The sequence below is a fragment of the Kitasatospora sp. NPDC023120 genome (genome assembly GCF_055560835.1).
Window position 1 is genome coordinate 349,916 of the sequence record NZ_JBVHHY010000002.1, and the last position, 18,160, is coordinate 368,075.

Annotated in this window: 17 protein-coding genes; 7 read left to right on the forward strand and 10 right to left on the reverse strand. The window is 72.6% G+C overall.

What is annotated here, in order from left to right; all coding sequences use genetic code 11:
* The first annotated feature begins 63 nt into the window (after positions 1-63).
* On the forward strand, positions 64-639 hold the full coding sequence (locus ACZ3TI_RS04160; protein WP_465723050.1) for a hypothetical protein: 576 nt from the start codon (positions 64-66) through the stop codon (positions 637-639).
* Between the two features lie 622 nt (positions 640-1,261).
* Positions 1,262-3,004: a glycosyl hydrolase family 18 protein gene (locus ACZ3TI_RS04165; protein ID WP_465723052.1), complete on the forward strand. Its 1,743-nt coding sequence runs from the start codon at positions 1,262-1,264 to the stop codon at positions 3,002-3,004.
* A gap of 156 nt (positions 3,005-3,160) precedes the next feature.
* Here ACZ3TI_RS04165 and ACZ3TI_RS04170 read toward each other — a convergent pair whose 3' ends face one another.
* From ACZ3TI_RS04170 to ACZ3TI_RS04195, 6 genes are all read right to left on the reverse strand, one after another.
* On the reverse strand, positions 3,161-4,456 hold the full coding sequence (locus ACZ3TI_RS04170) for a multidrug effflux MFS transporter (RefSeq protein ID WP_465723054.1): 1,296 nt from the start codon (positions 4,454-4,456) through the stop codon (positions 3,161-3,163).
* Between the two features lie 239 nt (positions 4,457-4,695).
* Positions 4,696-5,178, reverse strand: coding sequence for a hypothetical protein (locus ACZ3TI_RS04175; protein WP_465723056.1), 483 nt, complete (start codon positions 5,176-5,178; stop codon positions 4,696-4,698).
* A gap of 363 nt (positions 5,179-5,541) precedes the next feature.
* A complete protein-coding gene (locus tag ACZ3TI_RS04180) occupies positions 5,542-6,420 on the reverse strand; it encodes an alkaline phosphatase family protein (RefSeq protein WP_465723058.1) in 879 nt (292 codons plus the stop codon).
* A gap of 214 nt (positions 6,421-6,634) precedes the next feature.
* A complete protein-coding gene (locus ACZ3TI_RS04185; RefSeq protein ID WP_465723060.1) occupies positions 6,635-6,943 on the reverse strand; it encodes a hypothetical protein in 309 nt (102 codons plus the stop codon).
* Complete coding sequence (locus tag ACZ3TI_RS04190; RefSeq protein WP_465723062.1) at positions 6,940-7,320, reverse strand: hypothetical protein; 381 nt, start codon at positions 7,318-7,320, stop codon at positions 6,940-6,942. Before ACZ3TI_RS04190 ends, ACZ3TI_RS04185 begins: the two co-directional genes overlap by 4 nt.
* 84 nt (positions 7,321-7,404) lie before the next feature.
* Positions 7,405-8,592, reverse strand: coding sequence for an acyl-CoA dehydrogenase family protein (locus tag ACZ3TI_RS04195; protein WP_465723064.1), 1,188 nt, complete (start codon positions 8,590-8,592; stop codon positions 7,405-7,407).
* Between the two features lie 95 nt (positions 8,593-8,687).
* On the opposite strand from ACZ3TI_RS04195, the gene ACZ3TI_RS04200 reads away from it, so the two are divergent.
* Positions 8,688-9,266, forward strand: coding sequence for a GNAT family N-acetyltransferase (locus ACZ3TI_RS04200; RefSeq protein ID WP_465723066.1), 579 nt, complete (start codon positions 8,688-8,690; stop codon positions 9,264-9,266).
* Positions 9,267-9,384: 118 nt separating this feature from the next.
* On the opposite strand, the gene ACZ3TI_RS04205 is transcribed toward ACZ3TI_RS04200, so the two are convergent.
* Together ACZ3TI_RS04205 and ACZ3TI_RS04210 are read right to left on the reverse strand one after the other, a co-directional pair.
* A complete protein-coding gene (locus ACZ3TI_RS04205; RefSeq protein WP_465723068.1) occupies positions 9,385-9,696 on the reverse strand; it encodes an AzlD domain-containing protein in 312 nt (103 codons plus the stop codon).
* A complete protein-coding gene (locus tag ACZ3TI_RS04210) occupies positions 9,693-10,424 on the reverse strand; it encodes an AzlC family ABC transporter permease (protein ID WP_465723070.1) in 732 nt (243 codons plus the stop codon). Before ACZ3TI_RS04210 ends, ACZ3TI_RS04205 begins: the two co-directional genes overlap by 4 nt.
* 194 nt (positions 10,425-10,618) lie before the next feature.
* Between ACZ3TI_RS04210 and ACZ3TI_RS04215 the strand changes: the two genes are divergently transcribed.
* Positions 10,619-11,209, forward strand: a complete 591-nt coding sequence (locus ACZ3TI_RS04215) for a helix-turn-helix domain-containing protein (protein WP_465723350.1) — start codon at positions 10,619-10,621, stop codon at positions 11,207-11,209.
* 22 nt (positions 11,210-11,231) lie between these two features.
* Here ACZ3TI_RS04215 and ACZ3TI_RS04220 read toward each other — a convergent pair whose 3' ends face one another.
* A complete protein-coding gene (locus tag ACZ3TI_RS04220; RefSeq protein ID WP_465723072.1) occupies positions 11,232-13,184 on the reverse strand; it encodes a cholesterol oxidase substrate-binding domain-containing protein in 1,953 nt (650 codons plus the stop codon).
* Positions 13,185-13,554: 370 nt separating this feature from the next.
* Here ACZ3TI_RS04220 and ACZ3TI_RS04225 point away from each other — a divergent pair, with 370 nt between their 5' ends.
* Positions 13,555-14,961, forward strand: coding sequence for a class II fumarate hydratase (locus tag ACZ3TI_RS04225; protein ID WP_465723074.1), 1,407 nt, complete (start codon positions 13,555-13,557; stop codon positions 14,959-14,961).
* Positions 14,962-15,102: 141 nt separating this feature from the next.
* On the opposite strand, the gene ACZ3TI_RS04230 is transcribed toward ACZ3TI_RS04225, so the two are convergent.
* Positions 15,103-15,549: an SPW repeat protein gene (locus ACZ3TI_RS04230; protein ID WP_465723076.1), complete on the reverse strand. Its 447-nt coding sequence runs from the start codon at positions 15,547-15,549 to the stop codon at positions 15,103-15,105.
* A 235-nt stretch (positions 15,550-15,784) separates the two neighbouring features.
* On the opposite strand from ACZ3TI_RS04230, the gene ACZ3TI_RS04235 reads away from it, so the two are divergent.
* Together ACZ3TI_RS04235 and ACZ3TI_RS04240 are read left to right on the forward strand one after the other, a co-directional pair.
* A complete protein-coding gene (locus tag ACZ3TI_RS04235; protein WP_465723078.1) occupies positions 15,785-16,339 on the forward strand; it encodes a PadR family transcriptional regulator in 555 nt (184 codons plus the stop codon).
* Positions 16,340-16,436: 97 nt separating this feature from the next.
* On the forward strand, positions 16,437-18,152 hold the full coding sequence (locus tag ACZ3TI_RS04240) for an acyl-CoA dehydrogenase family protein (protein ID WP_465723080.1): 1,716 nt from the start codon (positions 16,437-16,439) through the stop codon (positions 18,150-18,152).
* Positions 18,153-18,160 lie beyond the last annotated feature (8 nt).

Sequence of the window (18,160 nt, forward strand, 5' to 3'; positions counted from 1 at the left end):
GTCTCCGGAGACCTCTTCGAGGGACCTTCCCTTCTGCGCCGCGAACATGACAGTCTGGGCGCCATGCGCACTCGTCTCCTCGCCGCCACCCTCACGGCACTCGCCGCGGTGAGCCTCGCTGCCTGTTCCAGCTCGGGATCGAGCTCGGGCAAGGCCACCTCCGCGGCCGGCTCCCCCACCGCCACCGCCGCCTCGGGCGCCCCCTCGACCGCCGCACCCTCCGACGCCGCCTCGACGCCCGCGGTCCCCGCGCCCGGTACGGCCGCCCCCACGGCCGACGGTGCCGCCGGCACGTCCGCGCCCGACGCCGGCGCCTCGGGAGCGCCCGCACCGGCCAAGCCCGCCCCGCCGACCGACGCCGGGATGCCCGCCAAGCCGGGCGCCGACCTGACCATCAAGCTGGTCGCCGCGCTCGACGCGATCGACCCGGCGATCGTCGGCGGCAAGCCCGACCAGGCCGTGGACCGGGCGCGCAACCAGTGCCAGTCGATGTACCAGTTCCCCAAGGACAAGGGGAAGCTGGTCGAACTGGCCAACCAGCGCTTCACCTCGCCCGACCACCCACAGGGCTTCGGACCGGACACCGCCGGCAAGATCAACGACGCGCTGCGCGCCACCCTCTGCCCCTCCCCTCGCTGACCCTGCTCGCGGCACCGCGCGCCGCGATCCCCCGAACCGCCCGGTGTCCTGAGCGCCGGGCCGCCGTGGCCGCGCCCCACCCACCGGGTGCGCGGCCACGGTCTTCTTTTTGCCCGGCGCCCGGCACCCCACCTTTCCGGCGCCCCGCCTTCCGGCGCCCCACCTTCCGGAGCCCGCCTCCCAGCGCCCTCCGCCCGGCCCCTTCGGGCCCCGGACGGTGCGATGACGAATCGTCAGACCCCTTGACAGAGAACTGGTCTAGTCCAAACATAAGCATGTCGATCCGACCGGGATGCACTGTGGGGGTGTGACCACCGGCGGCTGAGGCACTGCCCTGCCCTGTTCCGCTCCACCCCCGCTCCGTACGGCCGCGTGCAATCGCAGCGCCGCACGCGCCCACGCGAGTCGGCGGGCTTCCGCACGCCCCCGCTTCCACCCCGTTTCGCCCGTTCCCGACCCCCGGACCGGGGGCCGCAGCGCGGTCGACCCCACACGGCCGCCTCGACCCGCGTTCCCGACCCCCGGACCGGGGGCCGCAGCGCGGTCGACCCCACACGGCCGCCTCGACCCGGCCCGTCGAACCTCCCCAACATCCTGCCCCACCACGCCTGTTGGAGAATCCATGCGTCTTCGCAGAACGATCCAGGCCGCGCTGACGGCCTGCGCCACGCTGGCCGCCTCGGCCGGACTGGTCGCCGCCGGCACGAGCTCCGCCCAGGCCGCCACCCCGCTCCCCAGCCGGGTGTTCGCCCCCTACTTCGAGGCCTGGACCGGCCAGAGCCCGGCCCAGCTGGCCGCGCAGTCCGGCGCCAAGCACCTGACCATGGCGTTCCTGCAGACCGCCACCAAGGGCTCGTGCACGCCGTACTGGAACGGCGACTCCTCCATGCCCGTCTCCTCCTCGACCTTCGGGGCCGACATCGCGACCATCCGCGCCAACGGCGGGGACGTGATCCCGTCCTTCGGCGGCTACACCGCCGACAACACGGGCACCGAGCTGGCCGACAGCTGCACCGATGTCAACCAGATCGCGGCCGCTTTCGAGAACGTCATCACGACGTACGACATCAGCCGGATCGACCTCGACATCGAGGACAACTCGCTGACCAACACCGCCGGGATCGACCGCCGCAACAAGGCGATCAAGCTCGTGCAGGACTGGGCCGCCACCAAGGGGCGGGGCATCCAGTTCTCCTACACGCTGCCGACCACCACCGGCGGACTGGCCGACAGCGGCCTCGCGGTGCTGCGGAACGCGGTCAGCAACAACGCGCGGATCGACGTCGTCAACATGATGACCTTCGACTACTACGACAACGCCACCCACGACATGGCGGCGGACACCCAGACCTCCGCGCAGGGCCTCTACAACCAGCTCGCCGGGCTCTACCCGTCCAGGACCCCGGCCCAGCTGTGGGGTTCGATCGGGATCACCGAGATGATCGGGGTCGACGACTTCGGTCCGGCCGAGACCTTCACCCTGGCCAACGCCACCACCGTGTACAACTGGGCGGTCTCCAAGGGCATCAACACGCTGTCCTTCTGGGCGCTCCAGCGCGACAACGGCGGCTGCCCGGGCACCAAGGGCAACGACAACTGCTCCGGGATCGCCCAGAACACCTGGGACTTCACCCACATCTTCGCGCCGTTCACCGGCGGCTCGACGACGAGCAACGACTTCTCCGTCGCCGCCAGCCCCAACTCCGGTTCGGTCAAGCCCGGTTTGTCCACATCGGCGACCATCGCGACGGCGGTGACGGCAGGATCGGCGCAGAGCGTCAGCCTCACGGTCAGCGGTGCCCCGGCCGGCGTCACCGCGACCGTCACCCCCGGCAGCGTCACCGCGGGCAACAGCGCCACGCTCAACATCACCACCAGCTCTGCCGTGGCGGCGGGCACCTACCCGCTGACCGTGACCGCCTCCGCGCCCTCCGGCACCCACACCGCGACCTACGCGCTGACCGTCACCGGGACCACCCCGACGACCGGCCTGGTCAACGGCGACCTGGAGACCGGCAGCCTGGCCCCGTGGACCTGCCAGAGCGGCGGCGCCGTCGTCTCCACCCCGGCCCACTCCGGCACCCACGCACTGCAGGCCGCGGCCACCGCGAGCCAGACCGGCGAGTGCTCGCAGACCGTCACACTGAAGCCCAACACCGGCTACACGCTGACCGGTTGGGTACAGGGCAACTACGCCTACGTCGGCGTCAACGGCGGCGCCACCGCCAGCTCCTGGGCCAATGCCGACAGCTGGACGAAGGTGTCCGTCCCCTTCACCACGGGCGCCTCGGGCACCGTGACCGTGTACCTGCACGGCTGGTACGGGCAGGGCAACGTGTTCGGGGACGACTTCTCGATCACGTAACGGGTGACGGAAGACGAGTGACGGACGACGGATAACAGATGACGGCTGACAGGTTTCAACATCTGTCAGCCGTCATCTGTTCGCTGTTCGCTGTTCTCTGTTTCCCGTTTGCTGTCGCCTGTCGTCTGTCGGCTGTTACCTGTCAGCTGTCAGCTGTCAGCTGTCGGCGGTGGGTCGTCGGCACAGTGCCAGGTACGCCGCCGTCGCGAGCACCCCGCAGACCAGGACCACCGCGGCCAGCAGCACCGCGGACGGCCGTCCGCCGAGGCTGCTCAACGGGGCGACCACCGCGCCGACCAGGAAGTTGCCCGTGCCGAGCAGCGCCGATGCCGTCCCCGCGACCTGGGGCTCGACCAGGCCGAGCGCCTGCGCGGCGGTGTTCGGCAGGACGACCCCCAGGCTGCCCATCATCACGAACAGCGGCGGGCAGAACCCGACCAACCCGAAGTCCCACACCGTCGTCAGCAGCACCAGCGCCACCCCGGCGGCGACCGTCGCCGCCAGCCCGCCCAGCATCAGCGCCCGCGGCGTGAAGCGCGGCGCCAGCACCCGCCCGTTCAGCTGCGTCATCACCACGATCGCCACCGAGTTGAGCCCGAACAGCAGGCTGTAGGTCTGCGGCGAGACCTGGTACACGTGCTGGAGCACCGTCGACGAGCCGCTGATGTAGCCGAACAGCGCCCCGAAGGCGAGCGAACTGGTCAGCGCCAGCCCGAGGAACGGCAGGTTGCGCAGCAGCCGCCCCATCGTCCGCAGCGTCGCCCCCACCCCGCCGCCGTCCCGGGCCTCCGCGGGCAGCGTCTCGCGCAGCGCACCGAACGCGGCCAGCGAGAGCAGCAGTCCGAGCGCGGTGAGCGCACCGAAGGTACCGCGCCAGGAGGTGAACCGCATCAACTGCGCGCCGATGATCGGGGCGAGGATCGGCGCCAGGCCGGATATCAGGGCGATCGAGGCGAGGAAGCGCAGCAGCGCGACGCCCTGGAAGCGGTCCCGGGCGACGGCGCGCCCGATCACCAGCCCGGCGGACCCGGCCGCGCCCTGGACGAAGCGGGCGGTGGTCAGCACCGGCAGGTTCGGCGCGAGCACGCACACCACGCTGGACAGGGTGTAGACCACGAGCCCGGCGAGCAGCGGCGGTCGGCGTCCGAAGCGGTCGCTGAGCGGTCCGAAGAGCAGCTGGCCTGCCGCGACCCCGAACATCGAGAAAGTGAGGGTGAGTTGGACCGCGGCCGGTTCGGCGGCGAGGTCGTCGGCGATCGCGGGCAGGCCCGGGAGGTAGAGGTCGGTGGTGAGCGGTCCGAGCGCGATGAGGCCGCCGAGGACGGCGATCGTGGCCCGGCCGGTGCCGGCGTGGTCGGTGCCGGCCTGGCCTGGGGCGGGTGTGGTGGTGCCGGGTGTGGTGGTGGCAGCGGTCGACGTGTCGTCGGTGGGGCCGACGGTCGGGCCGGGCATGGCGCTCCTAACGGACGGGGTGACGAGGAGGTCGTTCGCGTCCCGTCCTATCGCAGCCCGGTCGGGTTCCGACAGCAGGGGTGCACCTGGAATGCCGCCGTCGCCCGCCCCCGCCGACGGCCCGTACACGCACGACGGCGGCCCGCCCGCACCTCTCGGTGCCCGGCGGGCCGCTCGGTCGTCCGTCCGTTCGCCCGTTCGACGCCCGGAAAGCGATCCCCGACCGGGGATCGGCACGGTCAGTGCTTGGTGACGTGCTCGGCGCGCAGGGCCGCCTGGACCGCGGCGCCGTCCTGCCACGCGTAGAGCTGGTTGCCGGTCAGCGCCACGTTGTAGTGCCCGCAGTGGCCGCTGGCCTTGGCCGCGACGCCCTCCGGGAACCAGCCGGCCTTGAGCGTCATCGGCACGGGGTGCGCGGCCTTGCCCGGCAGCCCGGCCGTGCAGCCGACGGGCAGCCGCCCCTCGGGGAGGGTGGCACGCAGCAGGCGGTCGTCGCCCGTGGTGGACATCAGGTACTTCACGCCGGAGGCGTTGTCGGGCAGCCAGGCCGGCACCGAGCGGCGGTCGGCCTTGGCCTGGGTGCCGGTCTCGTACGAAGCCTGCTCCTGATGGCGCCCGTCGTACCAGTCGGACACTCGCGGGCCGATTGCCACGGCCACCACGGCCACGGCCATGCCAGTGCCCGCGACTCCCAGCGCGACCTTGCTGACGATGCCCTTCATGCCCGACTGTCCTCTCCGTGTCCGTGTCCGTGTCGGTGTCCGTTGGTCGGTGCCGCTGACCGCTGCGCCGTCCGGTGTAACCATCGTGGCCCGTGCCGCCCCGGCGGAGCGTCACCACCAAGTCGCGCTCTTGTCTCCAACCCACGGGGTACGGTCTCCACCTTCAGGCGTACGTCTTTCGGTAGAGGCCCTGAGACCTGAGGCCCTGAGGCCTGAGGCCGTGAGGCCCTGAGGCCCTGAGGCCCCGACAAGCCTCGATCGAGCCTCGCTCAAGCCCCGCACCGCCGCAGCCGGGCCTGCTGCACCCGGGGCACCGTCGGAGACCGCCCGCGGACGGCGGGCTCCCGCGGCCCGGGTACCGGGTCAGGCCGTCGCGGGTACCGGGCGGGCGACCGGGAAGGGGCGGCCGTCGAGGGTCCAGTGCGGGTCGATCGGGCGCAGCAGGGAGGCGTACACCTGGGCGGCGACGTCCGGGTGGCGGATCTCGCCGGTGGGCGGTCCGGCCGGGATGTCGTGCCCGGCGCAGGCGACCCAGGCCGTCCGCTCCTCGACCGTACGGCCGCCGTGGCCGCCGGCGTCGACGTGGCCGTGGTCGGTGACCACGATGACGGTCCACTGCTCCTCGGCGTGGGTGGCCCGGCCCCGGACGGCGTCCAGGAGGCGCCCGAGGCGCTCGTCAGCGGTGCGCATGGCGGCGCGGTACTCGTCGCCGCAGCCGAGGAAGTGGGCGGTCTCGTCGACGGCGCCGAGGTAGACGAAGGAGGCCTCCGGGTCGGCGGTGCCGAGGATGTGGACGGCCTCCCTGGTGACCTCCTCGTCCACGACCTCCCAGGCCTCGGGGGTGTCCTCGGCCGGGGCGATGTAGGAGAGCCGGCCGGGGGCGCGGAACAGCGGGCCGCCGGACTCGTTGATCATCAGCGGGTCCCAGCCGGCCGCGACGAAGGTGCGGCGGCGGTCGCCGCGGTTGAGGCGGGTGGCGAAGTCGGGGAACACGTCGAGCCGGTTGCCGCCCAGGTGGTTGCCCCAGACGCCGTGCTTGGCGGGCTCGACCCCGGTGACGATGGTGGTCCAGCACGGCCCGGACATGGTCGGAGTCGTGTCCGCCACGGTGACCGGCACCAGGAACCCGGCCTCGGCGACCTCCTGGAGGCGCGGCATCGGCACCTGGGCCAGGTAGTCGTGGCGGACGCCGTCGATCCCGACGACGAGCACCCGGGGGCGGGGCCACTGGACAGCGGACATGGCGGGGGTTCCTTTCGGTCGTGCGCGCGACCGGCCGCACCCGCCGAGGGCGCCGCCGACCGCGCCATGCTTCACCGGCCGCCGTACCGGTCGGCGTCGCGCCGTCGAACGGCGGGTGTCCGCGAGGTGTCGGGCGATCGCCGGGCGCCGGTTGGCGATCGCCGGGCGGGCGAGTGGTGAGGCGTGCTCGGGCCCGTCAGGCGCGCTCCGGCGCTCAGGGAGCCGCGCGGACGAACCGACGGTCGGCCTCCGCCGGCTCGGCGGCCGGTCCGGCGGCGCGCGGCACGACGTCCAGGACGCGCTCCGGGTCGGTGGCGTAGCAGTGCGCGAACCACGGCAGGTCGGCCTCGACCACGGCCCAGTGCTCGGCCGGGTCGTACGGGTCGGCGATCGGGCCGGCGTCCGGGGCGTCGAGGACGGCGGTGGTGAGGCCGCGTCGGGCGGCAGGGGCCTCGGCGAGCAGGACGGTGGTGCCGGTTCGCTGCGCCGAGGTGAGCAGGACGCGGCTGGTCGGAGGCGTCACGGCTGCGGGCGGAACTCGTGGACGACCTCGATCCGGCCGACGATGTGCCGGTTGAACTCCTCCAGCTCCTCGGCGGGCACCCAGAGCTCGAGGATCGTCCGGCCGCCGACCTGCTGTACGGGGTAGCGGGCGAGGAAACCGGTCTCGACCTCGAAGCGGGTGACGTAGCCGACGCCGGAGGCGGGCACGTTCCAGTCCCGGGCGATCCGGATGGCGTAGTCCTCGTTGAGGACGGGGTAGAAGATCGGCTGCTCGGGCAGGCGGGGCGGCCAGGCGCGCCGGTCGGCGGCCTCGACCAGCGCCAGCTCCTCCGGGCCGGTGGGGCGCCAGAGAGTGGTGGTCGGGGTCGGGGACGACTGGACGGGGCGGCTGGTCATGGCAGGAAGGTAGCCGGGCCGCCCCGGGCCCGGCCACCGGATTTCTCCTGCTCACACGGGGCCGCCCGTGGGACGGACGGCCCGTCAGCGGTAGGCGGACTCGCCGGTGATGGCCTCGCCGAGGACGAGCGTGTGGATCTCGCTGGTGCCCTCGTAGGTGAGCACCGACTCCAGGTTGTTGGCGTGCCGCAGCACCGGGTACTCGGTGGTGATGCCGTTGGCGCCGAGGACGGTCCGGGCGCTGCGGGCGATCTCCAGCGCGGTGCGGACGTTGTTGAGCTTGCCGAAGCTGACGTGCGGCGGGCGGGCCGCACCCTCCTCCTTGAGCCGGCCGATGCGCAGCGCCACCAGGTAGGCCTTCTCGACCTCCAGCATCATCTCGACCAGCTTCTGCTGGGTCAGCTGGAAGCCCGCGATCGGGCGGTCGAACTGGATCCGGCTCTTGGCGTAGTCCAGGGCGGCGGTGTAGCAGTCGCGGGCGGCGCCGACGGTGCCCCAGAGGATGCCGTAGCGGGCCTCGTTGAGGGAGGAGAGCGGCCCGCGCAGGCCGACCACCCCGGGGAGCACGGCGTCGGCGGGCAGGACCACCTCGTCGAAGGCGAGCTCGCTGGTGACGGAGGCGCGCAGGGAGAGTTTGCCGTGCACGTCGGTGGCGGTCAGGCCGCGGGTGCCGCGCTCGACCAGGAAGCCGCGCACGCCCTCCTCGGTCTGCGCCCAGACGACCGCGACGTCGGCGATGCTGCCGTTGGTGATCCACATCTTGCTGCCGGACAGCACCCAGTCGCCGCCCTCGCCGCCCTTGCGGACCGCCCGGGTGCGCATGTTCGCCGGGTCCGAGCCGAAGTCCGGCTCGGTGAGGCCGAAGCAGCCGATCAGCTCGCCGGCCGCCATGCCGGGCAGCCAGCGCTGCTTCTGCTCCTCGGAGCCGAAGGCGTGGATGGAGCGCATGGCGAGCGAGCCCTGGACGGAGACGAAGCTGCGCAGCCCGGAGTCCGCCGCCTCCAGCTCCATGCAGGCCACGCCGTACGCCACCGCGTCGGCGCCCGCGCAGCCGTAGCCGTCGAGGTGCATGCCGAGCACGCCGAGGGCGCCGAGTTCGGGGGCGAGTTCGCGGGCCGGGAAGACCCCGCGCTCGAACCAGTCGCCGATGTGCGGGCGGATCCGCTCCTCGGTGAACCGGCGGACGGTGTCGCGGACCAGCCGCTCCTCGTCGGTGAGGAGGTCGCCGACGGCGAGCAGGTCGGACGGATCGATCCGGGGCGGCTTCGTCATTGAAGCTCCTTGTAGTCTCGGCGGAGCAGGAGTACCGGCGAGTATTCCGCACCCGGCCGGGCGGTGGGTGGGCACGAGCGAGTGAGGAAAGCGACATGGTGGGCGGCGACGGTCACGGGCCGGGCGACGGGACCGGGCACGGGGACGGGTACGCCGTCGGCCGGGTGACGGCGCAGGAGCTGCACGGTGTCGCGGAGGAACTGGCGGCGCTGCTGGTGGACACCGTCCACGGCGGCGCCTCGCTGGGCTTCCTCGCGCCGCTGGACCACGGTGCGGCCACCGCGTGGTGGCGGGCGCTCGGCCCGGACGTCGCGGACGGGCGGCTGCTGCTGTGGACGGTCCGGGCGGGGACGGACGGACGGCTGGCCGGGACGGTTCAGCTGCGCCCGGCGGCGACCGCGAACGGCCGCCACCGGGGCGAGGTGGCCAAGCTGATGGTGCATCCGGCGGACCGCGGGCACCGGCTGGCCGCTCGGCTGCTGGCGGCGCTGGAGGAGCGGGCACGCGAACTGGGGCTGCGGCTGCTGGTCCTGGACACCGAGACGGACAGTCCGGCGGAGCGGATGTACGAGGCGGCGGGCTGGACCCGGGTCGGCTCGGTGCCGGACTACGCGACGGACCCGCAAGGCGTCCCGCACCCGACGACGATCTTCTTCAAGGCGCTGGGCGGCTGAGGGCGACGGACGGATGACAGCCGACAGATTTCAGATTTCGAAATCTGTCGGCTGTCATCTGTTACCTGTCACCTGTCATCTGTTCGCTGAATGCTGTCGCCTGTCGGCGCTCCTCCGCTTACCCCACCCCGCACCACCGGAGCACCGCCGTCGTCGCCGCGCCCGCGACGATCACCACCGGGAACGGCACCCTACGCAACGCGAGCACCCCGGCGACCAGCACGCCCGCCGGGCGGGCCCACCCCGCGAACCCGTGCCCCTGGGTCAGCGCCCCGGTCGCCACCAGCGCGACCAGCAGCACCGTGGCCGCGACCGCGAGCAGGTGCCGCAGCCGCTCCGAGAGGGCGAGCCGACCACCGAGCAGCGGCCCGGCGAGCCGGAAGGCGTACGTCCCGACCGCCAGCAACAGCACGGCGCACAACGGCATCATCGGACCGCCTCCTTCTCCTCGGCGCGCGCCGAACTCGCCGGATCCACCCCTGCAGACGACGCCCCCGGCCGTCCCGCGAACAGCAGCCCGACGAGGGCGAGCAGCACCGGCAGCCCGGCCGGCACGTACGGCGTCGCCGCGACCGCCACCGCCGCGCCGACCACCGCCGCCGTCCGGGTGCGCCGGTCCGCGAGCGAGGGCAGGACGAGCGCGAGCAGCACCGCGGGGAAGGCGGCGTCCAGACCCAGCGCGTCTGTGTCGCCGATCAGCCCGCCCGCGACGGCACCGAGCAGCACCGAGGCGTTCCACACCACGTACAGGGCGATCCCGCAGAGCCAGAACGCGGCCCGGCGTCGTCGCGGCTCGCTCTGCTGCAGGGCGAAGGCGGCGGTCTCGTCGGTGATCAGCTGCGCGCCGAACAGTCGCCGCCACCACGGTCCGTCGAGGACGTCGGCCACGGTGAAGCCGAAGGGCAGCAGCCGGGCGTTGAGGACCAGTCCGGTGGCGACGGCTGCGAGCGCGCCGCCGCCGGACAGCACCACGCCGATCGCCGCGAACTGGGAGCCGCCCGCGAAGACGAGGACGGAGAGCGCGATCGGCACCCAGAGGGGCAGACCGCCGGAGACGCTGATCGCGCCGAAGGAGGCACCGACGAGGGCGTCGGCGAGGCAGACCAGGGCGATGTCACGAAGAGTGGCACGCTCCAGTGTTCGGAGTAGCGAACGCATGTCCATTAGAGTGAACCCGGCCAGCCGAGTTCGTCAAGTCGAACGAAAGGGTCGGCAGACCGAACACCCATCGCCCCGCGCTCCCGCAGGCCCGGGCGCCCCGCAGGCGCCGGCGCCCATGGCAGCATGAACGGCACCGGACGCCGGGAAGCGGCGGGCAGCCAAGGAGCCAGAGGAAAGCGTGAGTGGCGAGCATGAGTGACCAGACCACCCCGGCCGCGGTCGCCGGCGGCTCCGGAACCGAGCTGATCGGCCAGATCGCCGCCTCCATCCGGCGCGAGCGCGAGCGCAGCGGACTGTCGATGGCGGAGCTGGCCCGGCGCGCGGGCATCGCCAAGTCGACGCTCTCCCAGCTGGAGTCGGGTGCGGGAAACCCCAGCGTGGAGACGCTCTGGGCACTCGGGGTCGCGCTGAACGTGCCGTTCAGCCGACTTGTCGACCCGCCGCGCCCCGCGGTCAAGGTGATCCGGGCCGGCGAGGGACCGGTGACCCACTCGGAGCGCGCCGACTACGCCGCCACCGTGCTCTCCTCCTGCCCGCCCAACGCCCGCCGCGACATCTACCGGATCGAGGCGCAGCCGGGCGAGACCAGGGCGTCCGACCCGCACATGCCCGGCACCGTCGAGCACGTGATGATCGGCGCCGGGCGCGCGCTGGTCGGGCCGACGGAGGCGCCGGTGGAGCTGGGCCCGGGCGACTACGTGAGCTTCCCGGGCGACGCCCCGCACGTGTTCCGCGCCCTGGCCCCGGACACCCTGGCGGTGATCGTGATGGAGCACATCTGACGGCTGGTCGGATCGCCCGACATCACTTCAACAGGCGGTCCAGGAAGGGGTTTCCGAACACCCGGTGCGGGTCGTACCGATCCAGGACGGCGACCGCCTCGTCCCAGCCTGGCCCGCCGCCGGCCCGCAGGCTGTCGGGAACCGCCCGGTCGAGCAGGTCCGGGTCGGACCAGGCGGCGTCGGCGGTGTAGGCCCAGCCTTTGGACCACTCGACCCGCAGGCCCGCCCGGGTGCCGTCGAAGGTGCGCAGCAGCCACTCCTCCAGGTCCCGGGCGAAGCGTTCCAGCCCGGGGGTGCCGGGGAAGGCGAGGACGTCGAGCCAGACCGCCGTGTCCCATTCCGGGCGGTCGGCGCGCGGGCGCAGCGCGGACAGCAGCGGGGGTCGGGCGCCGGGGACGCCGCAGTACGCCGGGTCGTCCGTGCCGGTGACCCGGATCTCCACCGCGCCGTTCACCGGGTACTCGCCCCGGGCCTGGTAGGCGGCGAGCAACTCCAGGTAGTAGGAGGAGAATTCACTGACCACCCACTGCAGGTCGGCGCGCCGGGCGAGGATCGCGTAGCCGTTCGCGGTGACCCGCAGAGTGGTGGGTCGGACGTACTGCAGCAGGGTGCGCGAGGGGCCCCAGAGGTCCGAGCGCAGGCCGCCCGCGAGCAGGTGGGTGAGGACGTCCCCGGTGAGCAGTCCGCGCAACAGATCCCCGGAGAGGAGGACGTCCGTGACGTCACCGGTGAGCCCCACCTTCGCGACCAGGTACTGGAGTTGGCCGAACAGCGGGGCCGATCCCCAGGCGCCGGCGACGATTTGGCCGGCGAGCCGGGCCACCGGCTCCGGAACGCTGTCCGAGAAGGGGTAGTTGTAGGGATGGTCGACGGCGAGGGAGGCGGTCGGCTTGGTCGGGGCAACGCTCCAGGTCTTGAGCCAGGGGTAGTCGGTGTAGGCGAACCAGATCGCCTCGGCCCGGCCGTCCCGTTCCACGAACTCGGCGAAGGTCCGCGGGCCGTCGCCGCCCCTGCCGCCGCCCAGGAGGCCGCCCAGGACTCCGCCGAACAGCCCGCCGCCACCGGCGCCGGCGCCACCGCTGCCCGGGCGGGCGAACAGCTCGCTCGCCGGGATGTCGAGCCGGCTGACGCAGCGCAGCGGCCGGTCGGCGCCGGCCCGGAGGACGACCTCGGTGAGGAAGGCGCGGCCCAGGTGCACCAGGAAGGCGGCGCTGTCGGCCTCGGCGCGGTCGAAGGTGCGCAGCGTGTAGCGGCCGGCGACCGGGTCGAGGACCACCGCGGTGAGCCGGACCACCTGGTTGCTCACGGAGCCGTAGCCGTGCCCGTCCGGCCGCAGCTCCCCCGCGGCGGGGACGGCGGTGCCGTGGCCGCCGATGGCGAGCACGCCGCCGACGGTGATCTCGCCGGGGGCCGGGCAGGCGGTCAGACCGAGTCCGCGGTCGGCCAGGTGGGCGAGCAGGGCCTCCATGGTGGCGCCGGTCTGCACCCGCACGGTTGTGGGCGAGTCGGCGGTGATGGCGGTGAGGTGGCGGCTGGTGTCGACGAGCAGGACGCGGGCGCTCTCCGGGGTCCGGTCGGCGACGGTCAGCGGTGCCCAGGTGTGCCGGTAGCCGGTGGCGCGCAGCCGCCAGCCGTTGGCGTGCGCCCAGTTCGCGAGAGCCGGGACCTCCTCGGGGGTGCGGGGCGCGCAGGTCCACAGCTGGTCGGTGCGGATCTCGCCGGACCAGTTCTGGAAGACCCGCTGGTAGAGCTCGGTGCCATCGGGCAGTCCTGGCGGTACGGGCGCGTCGGCCCGGGCGCTGTCCGGTCCGACGGTGCCGCGCAGGACCCAGGCCGCGCCGCCGAGCGCGGCCGACGCGCCGAGCAGCTGCCGCCGGGTGAGGCCGCTCCCGGGGGCGCTCCCCTGGCGCTGCGCGCCCCCGGCGCCGCCCGTCGCGCCCGTCGCGCCCGTCCTGCCGTATCGTCCCCTGGTCATCCGTCCGTCCCGCCCCTTGTTCTGGCCCCCGGGCCGAGCTGCGGCTGTCCGGGCCGGGCCGGTGTCCGTCCGGCCCGGGGAGGAGCGTACGAAGCGCCGTACGGCGGTTTGAAGCGGGCCACCCGATGAGTCACTCCTTCGAGTGAGTGCGGCCCGATCGGCTCGCGGGAGTCCACGGCCTGGGGCAGCCGGGCGGCCGGGCCGTTGCCCGGCTTCGCGGCGGGCGCACGGGTCGATCTCGACCACCCGAACCCGTCCGCCCGGAGCGAACCCGGTACCCCCGCCGGAAATACCCGGGCCCCGCGCGCGGCTGTCGTGATCGGAGATCCGTTCCGGGCCGGACCGGCCCGTACAGGAGGTGGAGCGCACGATGGGTGACGAGCAGGCGAAGCCGCAGGAGTACCGGGTCGAGCACGACTCGATGGGCGAGGTCCGGGTGCCGGCCGCCGCGAAGTGGCAGGCGCAGACGCAGCGGGCGGTGGAGAACTTCCCGGTGTCCGGCCAGCGGCTGGAGCGCGCGCACATCGCCGCGCTGGCCCGGATCAAGGCCGCCGCGGCCCGGGTGAACGCCCGGCTCGGTGTCCTGGACGAGGACACGGCGGAGGCGATCGTGGCGGCGGCCGAGGAGGTCGCGCAAGGGCACTGGGACGACCAGTTCCCGGTGGACGTGTTCCAGACCGGCTCGGGCACCTCGTCCAACATGAACACCAACGAGGTGATCGCCACCCTGGCCGGGGAGCGGCTGGGCCGTCCGGTCCACCCGAACGACCACGTCAACGCGAGCCAGTCGTCCAACGACGTCTTCCCGTCCTCGATCCACATCGCCGCCACCGCCGCCGTGACGCACGACCTGATCCCGGCGCTGGAGCACCTGGCGGAGGCGCTGGAGCGCAAGGCCGCGGAGTTCGCGAAGGTGGTCAAGTCGGGTCGTACGCACCTGATGGACGCCACGCCGGTCACGCTCGGCCAGGAGTTCGGCGGCTACGCGGCGCAGGTGCGGCACGGGCGGGAGCGGCTGCTGGCGACGCTGCCCCGGGTCGCCGAACTCCCGCTCGGCGGGACGGCGGTGGGCACCGGCATCAACACCCCGCCCGGCTTCCCGGCGGCGGTCATCGCGGAGGTCGCCCGCGTCACAGACCTGCCGCTGACCGAGGCGCGGGACCACTTCGAGGCGCAGGGCGCGCGGGATGCCCTGGTCGAGCTGAGCGGGCAACTGCGCACGGTGGCGGTCGGGTTCACGAAGATCGCGAACGACCTGCGGTGGATGGGATCCGGTCCGCGCACCGGACTCGGCGAGATCAACCTGCCGGACCTGCAGCCCGGTTCGTCGATCATGCCGGGCAAGGTGAACCCGGTGCTTCCCGAGGTGGTGCTGATGGTCGCCGCCCAGGTGGTCGGCAACGACGCGACGGTGACGCTGGCCGGCGCGAGCGGCAACTTCGAGCTGAACGTGATGCTCCCGGTGATCGCCCGCAACGTGCTGGAGTCGGTCCGGCTGCTCGCGAACAGTGCCCGGCTGCTGGCGGACCGCACGGTGGACGGCATCACCGCCAACGTCGAACGGGCCCGGGAGTACGCGGAGTCCTCGCCGTCGGTGGTGACCCCGCTGAACCGGTACATCGGCTACGAGGAGGCCGCGAAGGTCGCCAAGCAGTCACTGGCCGAGCGCAAGACCATCCGTCAGGTGGTGCTGGAGCGGGGCTACGTCGAGCAGGGCAAGCTCACCGAGGAGCAGCTGGACGAGGCGCTGGACGTGCTGCGGATGACCCACCCGTAGCCGCCCTCCCGGGAGGCCGGGGACCGCCCGGAGACCGGGCGGCCCGGAAGTCGTCCGGAAGCCCCGGGAACGTGCGGGACGCGCACCGGGGCGCGGTGGGCGGTTGTGCCCTCCGCGCCCCGGGCACCGGCTACGGGAAGATCAGCCCCGGGCCCGGCCTGCCCGGCCGCGCCGCATTGCCGCTCCGTTGGCCGTGATCGTGGCCATCGAGATTGCCGCGAGTCCGAGCAGGAACATCACGGCTCCGACGATGATGCAGGTGACGATGTTCTTGCCCCGGTCGACCGATCCGGAGACGACCCAGGGGCAGATGATCGTCCACGCACCGAGCGCGGTGGCCGCCCAGGCCCTCGCGTGGGTGCGTTCGTAGGCCGTGCCGTAGCCGGCCATCAGCACCGTGTAGGCCAGACCGACGATCAGGCAGGTCACGGTCAGGGTGCTGAACGCGGTGAAGCCGACGATCCACGGCGATGCTGCCAGGAAGAGGCCGGCCAGTACGGCCAGGGCTTCGATGCCCTGGGCGCGGGGGGTCGAGGTGACCCGCTCGTAGTGTTCTCTCAGTTCGACGATGTCCGGATGGTGCTCCATGCCCGTCGGGATATGGGTTGCCACCGATACCACCTCCTGTGGTCCGGAACCTGGGGAGCGCATTGTCCTCCGTTACCCGGAAGGCTCACTCCCCGTACCCATTCTGTCCCTTCTCTAACGTTTTGCACCCGATAGTCCGGAATGATCGATAACCATCCGATCACGCCGGTGACCTGCGTCTCAACAGCGCGAGGCGCCATTGCCTATGCAACTCGTTGCATAGCAGGATGCGGGCATGGCACTGGAGCACGCGATCCTCGTCTCGCTGTTGGAGCAGCCCGGCTCCGGCTACGAGCTGGCCCGGCGCTTCGACCGCTCGATAGGACGCTTCTGGACCGCCACCCACCAGCAGATCTACCGGGTGCTGCGGCGCATGGAGGCGGACGGCTGGGTCGCCGCGGAGGAGGTCGCCCAGGACGGGCGTCCGGACAAGAAGGTCTACTCGGCCGCCGAGGCCGGACGGACCGCGCTGGCGGGCTGGCTGCGGGAACCGGTCGAACCGGAGACCGTCCGGCACGAGCTCGCGGTCAAGATCCGCGCCGCCGCCTTCGACGACCCGGCCGCACTGATCTCCGAGGTCGAACGCCACCGCGAGGGCCACGCCGCCCTGCTCGCCCGCTATCTCCACGGCCAGGAGCGGGACTTCCCCGACGTCGCCGCGCTCGACACCCGCCAGGAGCTGCAGCACGTGGTGCTGCGCGGCGGCATCGAGTTCGAGCGGATGACCATCGCCTGGCTCGACGACGTGCTCGCCACCCTGCGCAGACTCGCCGCCGACCGGCGGTCCTGACGCGCCGGCGGTCGGGCCTTCCACGCTTCCTTCCACGCTTCCTTCCGCCCGATTCCTTCCACCCGCTGCCCACACCCTCGACCTTCGGGAGCCCTCGATGCTCTTCAACCCGCGCACCTACGACCCCGCACAGTTCGACGAGCCGACCCGCCGGCTGCTGCGCGCGACCGTGGACTGGTTCGAGTCCCGCGGCAAGAAGGCGCTGATCGACACCTACATCGACCGCAGCTGGTACGCCGACTTCCTCGAATTCGCCGCGAAGGAGGGCCTGTTCGCGGAGTTCCTGACCCCGTCCGCCGCCGACCCCGACAAGCGCTGGGACACCGCGCGGATCGCCGAGCTGAACGAGATCCTCGGCTTCTACGGCCTCGGCTACTGGTACACCTGGCAGGTCACCATCCTGGGCCTCGGCCCGGTCTGGCAGAGCGAGAACGAGGCCGTCCGGGCCCGCGCCGCCCAGCTCCTGGCGGAGGGCCACGTGATGGCGTTCGGCCTCTCCGAGCGCACCCACGGCGCCGACATCTACTCCACCGACATGATCCTCACCCCGGACGGCGAGGGCGGCTTCACCGCGACCGGCTCCAAGTACTACATCGGCAACGGCAACGTGGCCGGCCTGGTCTCGGTGTTCGGCCGCCGCTCGGACGTCGAGGGCCCCGAGGGCTACGTCTTCTTCGCCGCCGACAGCCGCCACGACGCGTACCACCTGGTCAAGAACGTGGTGAACGCGCAGATGTACGTCAGCGAGTTCCGCCTGGAGGACTACCCGGTGCGCGCCGAGGACGTGCTGCACACCGGCCAGGCCGCCTTCGACGCCGCACTGAACACCGTCAACGTCGGCAAGTTCAACCTCTGCACCGCCTCCGTCGGCATCTGCGAGCACGCGATGTACGAGGCCCTCACGCACGCCCACAACCGGGTGCTGTACGGCCGGAAGGTCACCGACTTCCCGCACGTCAAGCGGGAGTTGACCGACGCGTACGTCCGCCTGGTGGCGATGAAGCTGTTCAGCGCGCGGGCCGTGGACTACTTCCGCACCGCCTCCCCCGAGGACCGCCGCTACCTGCTGTTCAACCCGATGACCAAGATGAAGGTCACCACCGAGGGCGAGAAGGTCATCGACCTCATGTGGGACGTCATCGCGGCCAAGGGCTTCGAGGCGGACACCTACTTCGACAAGGCGGCGAAGGACATCCGCGGCCTGCCGAAGCTGGAGGGCACCGTCCACGTCAACCTGGCGCTGATCCTCAAGTTCATGGGCAACTACCTGTTCGCCCCGGCCGATTACGCCCCGGTGCCGACCCGCCTGGACGCCGCCGACGACGCCTTCCTGTTCCGCCAGGGCCCGGCCCGCGGCCTCGGCGCGATCCGCTTCCACGACTGGCGCACCGCCTACGACCGCCACACGCAGCTGCCCAACGTCGCCCGCTTCCGCGAACAGGCCGACGGCTTCTGCGAGTTGCTGCTCAGCAACGCGCCGAGCAAGGAGCAGCAGGCGGACCTGGACTTCCTGCTGGAGATCGGTCAGCTGTTCGCGCTGATCGTCTACGGCCAGCTGGTGCTGGAGCAGGCCGAGTTGACCGGTCTGACCGCGTCCGACGAGGGCGGCGACGTCCTGGACCAGCTCTTCGACGCCCTGGTCCGCGACTTCTCCGCGCACGCCACCGAGCTGCACGGCAAGGCCTCCACCACCGAGGAGCAGGCCGCCTGGGCGCTGGCCAACGTGCGCCGCCCGGTGTCGGACGCGGCGCGGGCCGCGCGGGTGTGGGAGCGGGTCGAGGCGCTCTCCGGCGCGTACGAGATGCGGCCGTAGCGAGCGCG